Consider the following 12725-nt stretch of genomic DNA (forward strand, 5'->3'; position numbering starts at 1 on the left):
GGTCGGTGCGGAAGCGAACGGGTCGCTTACTCTGCCTGGGTGGCGGGCACGAGGATGTCGCGGTTGCCGTTGCTTTGCATCGGCGAGACGACGCCGCTTTGCTCCATCTGCTCGAGCAGGCGGGCGGCGCGGTTGTAGCCGATGCGCAGGTGGCGCTGGACCAGGGAGATCGAGGCGCGGCGGTTCTTCAGCACCACGGCCACGGCCTGGTCGTACATCGCGTCGGACTCGCCCCCGCCTTCGCCGGCCGGCATGCCGTCGCCGCCGGTGGCGCCCTCTTCCAGCGTGCCGCCTTCCAGGATGCCTTCAATGTAATTCGGCTCGCCCAGCGACTGAAGATGTTTTACAACTCGATGCACTTCGTCGTCCGACACGAAGGCGCCGTGCACGCGCACCGGCAGGCCGGTACCGGGCGGCATGTAGAGCATGTCGCCCATGCCGAGCAGGGCTTCGGCGCCCATCTGGTCGAGAATCGTGCGCGAGTCGATCTTCGAACTCACCTGGAACGCGATGCGGGTCGGGATGTTCGCCTTGATCAGGCCGGTGATGACGTCGACCGACGGACGCTGGGTCGCCAGGATCAGGTGGATGCCGGCGGCGCGCGCCTTCTGCGCGATACGGGCGATCAGCTCTTCGACCTTTTTACCCACGACCATCATCAGGTCGGCCAATTCGTCGATGATGATGACGATCGTCGGCAGCTTTTCCAGCGGCTCCGGATTGTCCGGCATGATCGAGAACGGATTCGGGATGTGCTCTTCGCGCTTGGCCGCATCCGCGATCTTGGTGTTGTAGCCGGCCAGGTTACGCACGCCCAGCTTCGACATCAATTTGTAGCGGCGCTCCATCTCGTTCACGGCCCAGTTCAGCGCGTGGCCGGCCTGGCGCATGTCGGTCACGACCGGCGCCAGCAGGTGCGGGATGCCTTCGTAGACCGACATTTCCAGCATCTTCGGGTCGATCAGGATCAGGCGCACGTCGGCCGGATCGGATTTGTACAGCAGCGACAGGATCGTCGCGTTGATGCCGACCGATTTACCGGAACCGGTGGTACCGGCCACCAGCAGGTGCGGCATCTTGGCCAGGTCCGCCACCACCGGTTTGCCGGCGATGTCCTTGCCCAGCGCGACCGTCAGGTTCGAGGCGCTGTCGTTATAGACCTTGGAGCCGACGATTTCCGTCAGGCGCACGATCTGGCGCTTCGGGTTCGGCAGCTCGAGCGCCATGTAGTTCTTGCCGGGGATGGTTTCCACGACGCGGATCGAGGTCAGCGACAGCGAACGCGCGAGGTCGCGCGCCAGGTTGACGATCTGGCTGCCCTTCACGCCGGTGGCAGGCTCGATTTCGTAGCGCGTGACGACCGGGCCCGGGAAGGCGGCCACGACCTTGGCTTCGACGCCGAAGTCGGACAGCTTCTTCTCGATCAGGCGGCTGGTGAATTCGAGCACGTCGACGGAGACCGTTTCCTGCGCCGGCGGCGGTTCGTCCAGCAGCGACAAAGGCGGCAGCGGCGAGTCGCCCGGCAGGTCGCGGAAGAGCGGCGTCTGCTGCTCCTTGACGGCGCGCTCGCCTTTTGGCACCGACATCATCTGCGGTTCGATCTTGATCGGTGCAGGCATCGACCCAGATTCAGCCGCCATCGTCTGGGCGGCAACGGCCGGTGCGCCGGCGGCAGGCGCGCCCAGCGAAGGCGCGGCACGGGCCGGGGCCGGCACATGCAGCGGTTCGTCGTCGTCGAGCTGCGGCTCGGCGCGCCGCGCCGGCGCAGGCTTCTCGATTTTCGCCCGTTCGGTCACCACGGCTTCGTCGCGCTGTACGGCCGCCGCTTCGCCCTGGCGCCGGTCTTCGCGGTCTTCGACCCGCATGCGGAACCAGTCCATCGTGCTTTCCGCGGCCTCGCCGATGCGCTCGGCCACGGCCAGCCAGGAGACGTGGAAGAACAGCGAGAAACCGAGGCCGAACAGCAGCAGCAGGAGCAGGGTCGCGCCCGTGAAACCGAAGGCGACCTGGGCGGCGTGGCCGAGCAGCTGGCCCAGCACCCCGCCCGGGGCGCGCGGCAATTCGACGTCCCAGGACCACATGCGCAGGTATTCGAGGCCGACGCTGCCGGCGAACATCAGGCCGAAACCGATCCAGCGGACGATGAATTCGTCCTGGTGCTCCGGTTCGGCCGGCGTGGGCAGCTTGTCGGTCAGTTTGCGGTAACCGCGCCAGACCGCGCGCATGAACAGGGCGCCCCACCACCAGGCGGAAAAACCGAAAATGAACAGCAACAGGTCGGCCAGCCAGGCGCCGGCCTTGCCGCCCAGGTTGGAAATGCTGGCGACGGTATTCGCGTGCGACCAGCCCGGATCGGCCTTGTTGTAGCTTAGCAAAATCATCACGAAATACAGGAAGCCGACGGCCATCGCGATCCAGCGCGCCTCCAGCAGGAGACGGGCGAGACGGCGCGGCATCGGCGATCGCGGGGACGGATGACGGGGTGGTGTCGTGGGCTGTGCGGGACTCTTCTTGCTCATGCTGCTGGCTGCTGATGTGTTCGCCGTGGCGGAATCCGACCATTCTAAAGCATGTCGCGTTGCGATACCCCATGATTCATGCTCGGACGCATCATCGTCTATAATCGCTGCTGTTTTCGGCGACTTGATATATGTCCGTCCTGCCCCCAGTTTCCCCTTTCTTCTCTTACTACCTCGCACCCCATGACCACTAAGAAACACGCCAAAGTCCTGATCCTCGGTTCCGGTCCTGCCGGCTACAGTGCCGCCGTCTACGCCGCGCGCGCGAATTTGAGCCCGATGCTGGTGACCGGCGTCGAACAGGGCGGCCAGCTGATGACGACGACCGATGTCGAGAACTGGCCGGGCGACCCGCTGGGCGTGCAAGGTCCGGAGCTGATGGCGCGCCTGCTGCAGCACGCCGAGCGCTTCAATACCGAGATCGTGTTCGACCACATCCACACGACCTACCTGAACGAAAAGCCGATCCGCCTGGTCGGCGACTCGCACGAATTCACCTGCGACGCCCTGATCATCGCCACCGGCGCCTCGGCCCAGTACCTCGGCCTGGAATCGGAACAGGCCTTCATGGGCCGCGGCGTCTCGGCCTGCGCCACCTGCGACGGCTTCTTCTACCGCAACCAGGAAGTGGCGGTCATCGGCGGCGGCAATACCGCGGTCGAGGAAGCCCTGTACCTGGCCGGTATCGCTTCGAAAGTCACCTTGATCCACCGCCGCGATAAGTTCCGCGCCGAGCCGATCCTGGTCGACCGCCTGATGCACAAGGTCAAGGAAGGCAAGATCGTGCTGGAACTGAACCACACGCTGGACGAAGTCGTGGGCGACAACAGCGGCGTCACCGGCCTGAAAATCCGTTCCACCGGCGACGGTTCGGCCAAGGACCTGACCGTGCACGGCCTGTTCGTGGCGATCGGCCACAAGCCGAACACGATGATCTTCGAAGGCCAGCTCGACATGCACAACGGCTACATCAAGACCCGCAGCGGCAACGAGGGCATGGCCACGGCCACCAGCGTGCCGGGCGTGTTCGCGGCCGGCGACGTGCAGGACCACATCTACCGCCAGGCGATCACCAGCTCGGGCACCGGCTGCATGGCCGCGCTCGACGCCCAGCGCTACCTGGAAGCGCTGGAAGACGGCCAGTAACAAGGAGCCCGATGGCAGGCATGAAAGACTTTGCCGAACTCAAATCCCTGCGCGACCGGCTGCAGGAAGAGGAACGCCTGCGCGCCATCGAGCAGGCCGAACGCGAAAAGCGCGAACGCATCGCCCGCGAACGCGCGGTCGAGTTCCGCAGCGCCATGGACGGCGTCAAGAAGATGCCGGAGTCGAACCGCTACGTCTATCGGCCGGTGCAGGAAGCGCTGCTGCGCGAGCAGCCCGCACGGCGCGTCCTGTCGCAGGAAGAAGACGACGCCCTGGTGCTGCAGCAGTCGCTGTCGGACATGTTCGACGTGGACGGCCTGCTCGACGACGACCCGACGCTCTCCTATTCAAAAGACGGCGTCGGTCCCGACGTCGTGAAAAAGCTGCGCAAGCGCCACTGGCCGCTACAGGACGAACTCGACCTGCACGGCATGACGCGCGACACCGCACGCGGCCAGGTCGGCGACTTCGTGCGCCGCTCGGTCCGCCGCGGCGTGCGCTGCGTGCGCATCATCCACGGGGTCGGCTACGGCTCCCCGAACGGCGAGCCGGTATTGCGCTCGGTCGTGCACAGCTGGCTGGTCCAGCTCGACGAAGTCGTCGCCTTCTGCGTGGCAAACCGGGCCGACGGCGGCAATGGCGCGCTGATCGTGCTGCTCAAGCCGGCACTCGACCGTTAATGCGGGGCGGATACAACACTCACCGCGTTGCAATACTGTCGAGGCGACATCCCTTTGTCGGCACGTTGTAGAATTGCGCCGACCCGCCGTCCATGCAGCGCCTACCATAAGGGAAGTCCATTGAAGTCCAGTCCGATCGTTCCCATGTCCGCGGCGCCCCTGGTAGACCTGCAATCCTGCGCGGACGAGCCGATTCACATTCCCGGATTCATCCAGCCCCACGGCTTCCTGCTGTTCTTCGGGCTGGACGGCAGCGTGGAAGGCTGGAGCGCGAACATCCCGGCCGAACTGGCGAACCTGCAAGCCGGCCAGCATTTCGACCACCTGCCCCTGCCGGCGCTGGCCGCCGAGCTGATCGAAGAATGCGTGGCCGGCCAGGTCGACGGCGAATGCGCGCCGGCCTTTATCGCCGTCGAGCTGGGCAAGGTCCAGTACGACTGCATCGTGCACGCCACGCATGGCCGCGTCATCGCCGAATTCGAATCGCGCCACGTGCCCGCCGACACGGTCGCCCTGTTCGCCGTCAAGGCGCACAGCTCGATCGAACGCGTGCGGCGCCAGAAGAGCATCGACACCCTGCTGGAAACCGCCGTGCGCCAGGTGCGCGAATTCACCGGCTTCGACCGCGTCATGGCCTACCGCTTCCGCGAAGACGACAGCGGCGACGTCGTGGCCGAAGCGCGCCGCGAGGACCTGACGCCGTACGTCGGCCAGCGCTACCCGGCAGGCGACATCCCGGCCCAGGCGCGCCGCATGTACATCCTCACGACCCTGCGCATGATCGCCGATGTCGGCTACCAGCCGGTGCCGATGCTGGGCGCGCCCGGCGCGCTGCCGCTCGACATGAGCTACGGCGTGCTGCGCAGCGTCTCCCCGGTCCACATCGAATACCTGCAGAACATGGGCGTGGGCGCGTCGATGAGCGTCTCGATCGTGATCAACGGCCGCCTGTGGGGCCTGCTGGCCTGCCACCACATGGCGCCGAAACAGGTGCCCTACTCGATCCGCATGGCGGCCGACGTGCTGGCCCAGGTGATGGCCTCGACCATCCAGAGCATCGAGGCGCGCCGGGATGCCGAGCAGGTCGAGCAGGCCGCGCGCGTGCGCACCAGCCTGGTCGAGTCGCTGCTGATCGACGAGGAACCGCTCGACGCCCTCGCCCGGCATGCCGAGGCCTTGCAGGAAGCGACCGGCTCGCATGCCTTGGTCTGCGTCCACAACGGCAAAGTCATCAGCTTCGGCGCGATCGAACGCGCCACGGCCGAGGCCATCGTGCGCTCGCTCCCGCTGGATGCCAGCGACCTGGTCGTACGCGATGCGCTGGACGAATGGCCGGTGGACGTGCAGCCGGTCATCGGCAAATGGGTCGGGATGCTGGCCCTGCCCTTCGACCCGCCCGGCGGCGGCTGGTGCCTGCTGCTGCGCACCGAACAGATCGAACAGGTGGCCTGGGCCGGACGCCCGGAAAAGACGAGCAGCCACGGTCCGCTGGGCGCGCGCCTGACCCCGCGCGGGTCCTTCGACGCCTGGCACGAAACCGTACGCGGACGCGCCCAGCCCTGGGAAGCGCCGGTGCAGTCGAATGCGCGGCTGATGCTGTCCGAACTGCTGCGCGCCTCGAACGCACGCCGCGCCCAGACCGAATCGACCCGCGCCCAGCTGCTGGCCATGCTGGGCCACGACCTGCGCGATCCGCTCCATTCGATCAACATGGCCGGCACCCTGCTCGAGCGCGGCAATGGCAATGGCAATGCGCAGCCGTCGCTGGGCAAGCGGATCCAGTCCTCGAGCAATCGCATGCAGCGCCTGATCGGCCAGGTGCTCGACATGAGCCGCATCGACGGCGGCCTGGGCCTGGGCATGACGCTCGATCCGATCGACCTGGCCTCGCTCACCGAAGACCTGGTCGACGAGATGCGCCTGGCTTATCCGACGATCAGCTACGAATATGCGAGCCCCGGCCCGACCATGGTGCGCGCCGACGCCGGGCGCATGGCGCAGGTGCTGTCGAACTTGCTGAGCAATGCGCGCCACCACGGGCAGGTCGGGCATCCGATCCGGGTGGCCCTGCACGCCGCCGCCGGCTGGGCGACACTCGAGGTCGCGAACAAGGGTTCGCCGATTGCCGACGACCTGGCGGCCACCCTGTTCAACCCATTCAAGCGCAGTTCCCTGCACAATCCGCTGAACCGCACCGGCATGGGGCTGGGCCTGTACATCGTCGCCACCATCGTGCGCGAGCACGAGGGCGAGATCAGCTACCGCCACGAAAACGGCCAGGTGATCTTCAGCGTGAAGCTGCCGCTGGCCGAGACCGAGCGCGCCGGCCCGACGTAGGGTGGGCACTCCGTGCCCACGCGGTTTCACCGCTCGTTTTGTGGCAACGCGCAATGCGTGACGTGACGCATGCGCACCATCAATTGCAATGCCGCCGCCGCTCATGTGCCGTACCGCGTGGGCACGGAGTGCCCACCCTACAAGGGTGGGTCCCGTGTTAGGCTAGCAACATGCCAACAGAATAGTCGCTGCATGACCCTTATCAAGTTCATCGAAATCATGGCCATCCTGGTCGGGGCGTTTTCCGGCTTCATCGAGGCGCGCCGCAAGCGCATGGACCTGGTCGGCGTGTTCACGGTCGCCTTCATCGCCGCTTTCGGCGGCGGCACCCTGCGCGACATCCTGCTCGACCGCCGTCCGCTGTTCTGGGTCACGCACCAGGAATACGCGATCCTGATCTTCGTGCTGGCCCTGATCGCCTCCCCCCTCATCCGCACCCTGCGCCACATGGTGTCCGAACGCCTGATCGTGATCGCCGACGCCGTCGGCCTCGGCCTGTTCTCGATCGCCGGGGTGTCCTCTGCCCTGGACGCCAACATGCCGCTCTTCATCGCGTCGATGATGGGCGTGATCACGGGGATTTTCGGCGGCGTGCTGCGCGACATCGTCTGCAACGAGGTGCCGATGGTGTTCCGGGACGGCAAACCGTACGCGATCTGCGCCTTCCTCGGGAACTGGATGTTCCTGCTGATGGGACTGTACACGAGCGTGTCGCACGACTTCGCGCTGTGGACCAGCGCGCTCTTCATCAGCGTGCTGCGGCTGGTCACCTGGAAATTCGACATTCAAATGGGGCGTTGACCGCCCCATTTGAACTGGTATTACACCGCGTCCGCGCCCGTCTCACCGGTACGGATACGAATCACCTGCTGCACGTCCTGCACGAAAATCTTGCCGTCGCCGATCTTGCCGGTGCGCGCGGCCTTGATGATGGCGTCGACCACCTGGTCGACCACGGCGTCGTCCACCACCACCTCGATTTTGACCTTCGGCAGGAAGTCGACCACGTATTCGGCGCCGCGATACAGCTCGGTATGGCCCTTCTGGCGGCCGAAGCCTTTCACCTCGGTGACGGTCAGGCCGGTGACGTTCACGTCGGCCAGGGCTTCACGCACTTCGTCGAGTTTGAAGGGTTTGATTACGCAGGTAATCTGTTTCATGTGTGCTCCTGTTTTGAATGGATGATTTTATTGTTGGTCGGGGATGTTCGCCAGGTCGTCGAGCCAGACCGTCGCTTCCGAGTCGCTCGGGGCGCGCCAGTCGCCGCGCGGCGAGAGCGAGCCGCCGTTGCCGACCTTCGGGCCGTTCGGCACGCAGCTGCGTTTGAACTGGCTGGTCTTGAAGAAGCGGAACAGGAAGATCGACAGGTTGCGCTTGATCGCGTCGAGTTCGTATTCGTTGCGCGCGCCATGCTCGTCCGGCCAGCGGCCCTCGTTCTTCGAGCGCCAGGCCGAATACGAAAGAAACGCTACTTTCGACGGCGTGAAGCCGTAGCGCAGGATGTAGTACAAATTAAAATCCTGCAGCTCGTAGGGGCCGATCACGCTTTCCGTGATCTGGGCCGGCTTGTCGTCGCCTTCTTTTCCCGGCACGAGTTCCGGGCTGATCTCGGTGCCGAGCACGTTCAGCAGCACTTCCGCCCCGCCCTTCACGACGGCCCCGGTTTCGGCGACCCAGCGCACCAGGTGCGTGATCAGGGTCTTCGGCACGCTGGCGTTCACGTTGTAGTGCGACATGTGGTCGCCCACGCCATAGGTGCACCAGCCCAGCGCCAGCTCCGACAGGTCGCCGGTGCCGATCACGATCGCGCCCAGGTGGTTCGCGAGCCGGAACAGGTGGTTCGTACGCTCGCCCGCCTGCACGTTCTCGAAGGTGACGTCGTACTGCTCCTTGCCTTCGGCATAGGGGTGGCCGAGGTCCTTCAGCATCTGCAGGCAGCTCGGGCGGATGTCGATCTCCTTCGCGCTGCAGCCGACCACTTCCATCAGCGCGTGCGCCTGCTGCAGGGTGCGGCCGCTGGTGGCGAAGCCGGGCATCGTGTAGGCCAGGATGTTCGTGCGCGGCAGGCCCAGGCGGTCCATGGCGGCGGCGCAGACCAGCAGCGCGTGGGTCGAATCGAGCCCGCCGGAGACGCCGATCACCACCTTCTGGATCCCGCTCGAGGACAGGCGCTGGATCAGGGCCTGCACCTGAATGTTGTAGACCTCGGTGCAGCGCTCGTCGCGCAGCGCGCGGTCGGCCGGCACATAGGGGAAGCGCTCGATCTCGCGGTTCAGGGGCAGCGTGGTCTCGAAGGGCAGCGCCAGTTTCACGCGCTGGACGCGGAAACTCGCCACTTCCTGCGCATGGCGGCGCGCCGACTGGGCGAAGGTGGTGGCGCGCATGCGCTCCTGCGACAGGCGTTCCAGGTCGACGTCGGCGAAAATGATGTGCGACTCGTCCAGAAAACGTGCCGATTCGGCCAGCATCTCGCCTTTTTCGTAGATGATGGCCTGGCCGTCCCAGGCCATGTCGGTGGTCGATTCGCCGCGCCCGGCCGAGGTGTACAGATAGGCGGCCATGCAGCGCGCCGACTGCTGGCTGACCAGCTGGTGGCGGTAGGTGCTTTTCCCGACGAGAACGTTCGAAGCCGACAGGTTCACCAGCACCGTCGCGCCGGCCATCGCCGCGAACGAGGACGGCGGCACCGGCACCCAGACGTCTTCGCAGATCTCGACGTGGAAGCGCAGCAGCGGCAGGTTCTCGACCTCGAACACCTGGTTCGGGCCGAAAGGAACCGACTCTCCGAACAGTTCGATTGCGTCGACGGCGGCGCATTCGGCCGCAGAGAATTGGCGCGATTCGTAGAATTCGCCGTAGTTCGGCAGGAAGCTTTTCGGCACCAGGCCCAGCACGCGTCCGCTCGCGACCACGGCCGCACAATTGAACAGCTGGTGATTGACCCGCAGGGGCAGGCCCACTACCATCGCCACAGGCAGCGTGTTCGATGCCTCCACGACGGCCGCCAGCGCTTCCTCGCAGGCGTCGAGCAAGGCCTTCTGGTGGAACAGGTCGTCGCAGCTGTAGGCGGACAGGCCCAGTTCCGGGAACGCGACCAGGGCCGCGCCCTGCTCTGCGGCCTGGCGCGCGAGGGCCACGGTCTGCTCGACGTTATAGGCCGGGTCGGCGATGCGGCAACGAGGAATGGCCACGGCCACGCGCGCGAATCCGTGGGAATAGAGATTGAAAAATCGGTTGTTCATGTAGTGCCCTGAATAGGTATAAGAGCAATTTTGAATTATCGCACGCATATCGCTTCTTCCCTGTCCGAGATCGGCGAACAAGCCTGGAATGGCCTGCTGGCGCAGCAGGAGGAAGCCAACCCCTTCCTTTCCTACGCCTTCCTGCATGCGCTGCACGAATCCGGCAGCGCCGCCCCCGAGACCGGCTGGCAGCCGCAATACATCGCGCTCTATGAGGACGTGGCAGGGCGCGGCGCCACGCTGGCCGCGGCCCTGCCGCTGTACGTGAAAGGCCACTCCTACGGCGAATACGTGTTCGACTGGGCCTGGGCCGACGCCTACCAGCGCCATGGGCTCGACTATTACCCGAAGCTGCTGGCCGCCGTCCCCTTCACGCCGGTCGCCGGTCCGCGCCTGCTGGCGGTCGACGATGCGGCGCGCGCGGCGCTGATCGCCGTCCTGAAAGCGACCCAGCGCGCGACCGAGGTGTCGTCGACCCACATCCTGTTCCCGCCGGAAGCGCATGCGCGCCAGTTGCAGGAGGCCGGCTTCATGCTCAGGAGCGGCGTGCAGTTCCACTGGCTCAATCCGGGCTATGCGGACTTCGAGGAGTTCCTCGCCACGCTGGAGCAAAAAAAGCGCAAGAACATCCGCGCGGAGCGGAGAAAAGTGCGCGAAGCCGGCGTGACCCTGCGCCGCGTGCGCGGTGCGGACGCGACGGACGCCGACTGGAAGCTGTTCAACCGCTGCTACCGCCACACCTATGCCGCGCACTATTCGACGCCCTACCTGAACCTGGATTTCTTCCGCCGCATCGGCAGGACCATGCCGGACAATATCCTGCTCGTGATCGCCGAGCGCGAAGGCCGGCCGATCGCTTCCTCGCTGGTGATCCACAGTGCCGACACCTTGTACGGCCGCTACTGGGGCGAACTGGAACACGTGCCCTGCCTGCACTTCGAGGCCGCCTATTATCAACCGCTCGAGTTCTGCATCGAGCAAGGCATCAAGACCTTCGAGGGCGGCGCCCAGGGCGAACACAAGATGGCGCGCGGCTTCCTGCCGACGCGCACCTTCTCGGCGCACTGGCTGGCGCATCCCTCGTTCGCCGACGCGATCGAACGCTTCCTCGAGCGGGAAGCGGGCGGGATCGATGATTACATCAGTGAGCTCAATGAAAGGAACCCATTCAAGGGCTAGAACCCGGAGCGCTTTGCGTAGGGTGGGCTCCGCCCACGCGGTGATACGCACCGGCTCCGTGTTCGTGCGCGATGATCTTGCGGTTACGTATCACCGCGTGGGCGGAGCCCACCCTACGTTACGCAACTGCCCGTAGTATCGCCAGCGCGGTCTCCAAGCGCTCAGCCGTCAGAACATAGCGCCCATATGGCACGCTCCTGATCGGCGGCAGGTCGCTATCGCGCTCGAATCCAATCGCCGTGTACATCCGCAGCGCCGAGGCCATGACGGGACTCGTATGCAGCCCCACGACCGGCGCGCCCGCGTCGCGTGCGGCTTCCAGGCAGGCCGCAACCAACAGCCGGCCGATACCGTGGCCGCGCCAATCGGGCGCCACGACCAGCATCCTGATCACCGACCAGTCATCGGGAAAGATCGCACTGCGCGGCCGCCCCGGCCCGACATGGACCACCGCACCCGCAATCACGCCATCGCGCTCCGCCACGAACAGGTCGCCATCGCCGGCGAGATCGGCCATCCGTCCGATGCCTCCGATGAAGCTGGGCCAGTCCGCGTAATGCGCCGCGTACTCGGCAAACGCGGCGCGTGCAATCGCGTTGACGGGATCCTTGTCCGCTGGCGCGAAGCGCCTGACCGCGACCTTCATACGAACAGCGAGGGCTGGCTGTCCGCGTAATCGCGCAACAGGTTCCACACCACCTTCACGCGCCGCAGCCGGTATAAATCGGTCGGCGCCGCCAGCCAGAACGAGCGCTCGGCGAAGAAGCCCGGCAGCACCGGCACCAGCTTGCCGTCGTCGGGCACCGCATACGGCGGCGCCATCATCAGGCCCATGCCCAGCGCGGCCGCCTCGATCTGCGCCGTCATGCCCGAGCAGCACAGGCGCCGGCGCGGAGTAAAGCCGAGTTCGTCCAGATAGGACAGCTCGCGGCTGGCCAGGCGGTCCTGCACGTAGTCGACGAAATAATGCTGGGACAGGTCGGACTGGTGGCGGATCGGCGGATGCCGGGCCAGGTAGTCGGGCGAGGCGTACAGGTAGAAGCGGAACGAGGCCAGGCGCGTCACCATGTAGCGCCCGGTGGTCGGGGGATCGAGCATCACGCCCAGGTCGGCCTCGCGGTTGGCCAGGTTGGCGAAGCTCGGCAGCGCCAGCAGATCGATCGTCAGCTCGGGATTGGCGTCGAGCAGGCCGACCAGCAGCGGCGCCACGACCTTTACGCCGAACACCTCCGGCACCCCGAGGCGCACCACGCCGTGGGCCGCCACTTCCGCCCCGCCGAGCTGCTCGGCCGCAGCCAGGGCCGCGCCTTCCATTGCCTCGGCATGGGGCAGCAGCGCAAGGCCCATTTCGGTCAGCTCGTAGCCCTCGCGCGAACGGTCGAACAGGGTAGTGCCCAGTTCTTTTTCGAGGCGGTCGATGCGCCGCGCCACCGTCGTGTGCTCGACATCGAGCCGGCGCGAGGCGCCCGAGAGCGTGCCGGCGCGCGCCAGCTCGAGAAAGAATCGAAGGTCGGTCCACTCAGGCAAGCTATTCATCGGCACATTGTTTGATATCAATATCCCTATTGTGCACCAGTGCACATTCATCCCGCAATCGATTCCCATATGCATGTTTGAGGGCA

Annotated in this window: 10 protein-coding genes; 5 read left to right on the forward strand and 5 right to left on the reverse strand. The window is 65.8% G+C overall.

Going from position 1 to position 12725, the window contains the following annotated elements; genetic code table 11:
- Positions 1-26: 26 nt before the first annotated feature.
- Complete coding sequence (locus LPB04_RS20900; protein WP_193686371.1) at positions 27-2519, reverse strand: DNA translocase FtsK; 2493 nt, start codon at positions 2517-2519, stop codon at positions 27-29.
- 183 nt (positions 2520-2702) lie between these two features.
- Between LPB04_RS20900 and trxB the strand changes: the two genes are divergently transcribed.
- From trxB to LPB04_RS20920, 4 genes are all read left to right on the forward strand, one after another.
- The gene (trxB, locus tag LPB04_RS20905) at positions 2703-3665 is read left to right on the forward strand and encodes a thioredoxin-disulfide reductase (protein ID WP_193686372.1); all 963 of its coding nucleotides are present in this window, start codon (positions 2703-2705) and stop codon (positions 3663-3665) included.
- A gap of 11 nt (positions 3666-3676) precedes the next feature.
- Positions 3677-4345 (forward strand): Smr/MutS family protein, encoded by a 669-nt coding sequence (locus LPB04_RS20910; RefSeq protein ID WP_193686373.1) that lies wholly within the window; start codon positions 3677-3679, stop codon positions 4343-4345.
- 144 nt (positions 4346-4489) lie between these two features.
- Positions 4490-6682: an ATP-binding protein gene (locus LPB04_RS20915; protein WP_193686374.1), complete on the forward strand. Its 2193-nt coding sequence runs from the start codon at positions 4490-4492 to the stop codon at positions 6680-6682.
- Between the two features lie 192 nt (positions 6683-6874).
- Positions 6875-7483, forward strand: a complete 609-nt coding sequence (locus tag LPB04_RS20920; RefSeq protein WP_193686375.1) for a trimeric intracellular cation channel family protein — start codon at positions 6875-6877, stop codon at positions 7481-7483.
- A gap of 20 nt (positions 7484-7503) precedes the next feature.
- Here LPB04_RS20920 and LPB04_RS20925 read toward each other — a convergent pair whose 3' ends face one another.
- Both LPB04_RS20925 and LPB04_RS20930 read right to left on the reverse strand, forming a co-directional pair.
- Positions 7504-7842: a P-II family nitrogen regulator gene (locus LPB04_RS20925; protein ID WP_192054780.1), complete on the reverse strand. Its 339-nt coding sequence runs from the start codon at positions 7840-7842 to the stop codon at positions 7504-7506.
- 27 nt (positions 7843-7869) lie between these two features.
- The gene (locus LPB04_RS20930) at positions 7870-9924 is read right to left on the reverse strand and encodes an NAD(+) synthase (RefSeq protein ID WP_193686376.1); all 2055 of its coding nucleotides are present in this window, start codon (positions 9922-9924) and stop codon (positions 7870-7872) included.
- 30 nt (positions 9925-9954) lie between these two features.
- Here LPB04_RS20930 and LPB04_RS20935 point away from each other — a divergent pair, with 30 nt between their 5' ends.
- A complete protein-coding gene (locus LPB04_RS20935) occupies positions 9955-11103 on the forward strand; it encodes a GNAT family N-acetyltransferase (protein ID WP_193686377.1) in 1149 nt (382 codons plus the stop codon).
- A gap of 118 nt (positions 11104-11221) precedes the next feature.
- Here the strand turns inward: LPB04_RS20935 and LPB04_RS20940 are convergent, their stop codons facing one another.
- Together LPB04_RS20940 and LPB04_RS20945 are read right to left on the reverse strand one after the other, a co-directional pair.
- The gene (locus LPB04_RS20940; protein WP_193686378.1) at positions 11222-11749 is read right to left on the reverse strand and encodes a GNAT family N-acetyltransferase; all 528 of its coding nucleotides are present in this window, start codon (positions 11747-11749) and stop codon (positions 11222-11224) included.
- Positions 11746-12639: a LysR family transcriptional regulator gene (locus tag LPB04_RS20945; RefSeq protein WP_193686379.1), complete on the reverse strand. Its 894-nt coding sequence runs from the start codon at positions 12637-12639 to the stop codon at positions 11746-11748. The genes LPB04_RS20940 and LPB04_RS20945 overlap by 4 nt, the downstream gene beginning before the upstream one ends.
- Positions 12640-12725 lie beyond the last annotated feature (86 nt).

Source organism: Massilia litorea (assembly GCF_015101885.1).
GTDB lineage: Bacteria > Pseudomonadota > Gammaproteobacteria > Burkholderiales > Burkholderiaceae_D > Telluria > Telluria litorea.

Coding starts and splice junctions, on each gene's coding strand:
- LPB04_RS20945 (WP_193686379.1), bottom strand. CDS start 12,639: ATGAATAGCTTGCCTGAGTGGACCGACCTTCGATTCTTTCTCGAGCTG.
- LPB04_RS20925 (WP_192054780.1), bottom strand. CDS start 7,842: ATGAAACAGATTACCTGCGTAATCAAACCCTTCAAACTCGACGAAGTG.
- LPB04_RS20910 (WP_193686373.1), top strand. CDS start 3,677: ATGGCAGGCATGAAAGACTTTGCCGAACTCAAATCCCTGCGCGACCGG.
- LPB04_RS20920 (WP_193686375.1), top strand. CDS start 6,875: ATGACCCTTATCAAGTTCATCGAAATCATGGCCATCCTGGTCGGGGCG.
- LPB04_RS20940 (WP_193686378.1), bottom strand. CDS start 11,749: ATGAAGGTCGCGGTCAGGCGCTTCGCGCCAGCGGACAAGGATCCCGTC.
- trxB (WP_193686372.1), top strand. CDS start 2,703: ATGACCACTAAGAAACACGCCAAAGTCCTGATCCTCGGTTCCGGTCCT.
- LPB04_RS20900 (WP_193686371.1), bottom strand. CDS start 2,519: ATGAGCAAGAAGAGTCCCGCACAGCCCACGACACCACCCCGTCATCCG.
- LPB04_RS20930 (WP_193686376.1), bottom strand. CDS start 9,924: ATGAACAACCGATTTTTCAATCTCTATTCCCACGGATTCGCGCGCGTG.
- LPB04_RS20915 (WP_193686374.1), top strand. CDS start 4,490: ATGTCCGCGGCGCCCCTGGTAGACCTGCAATCCTGCGCGGACGAGCCG.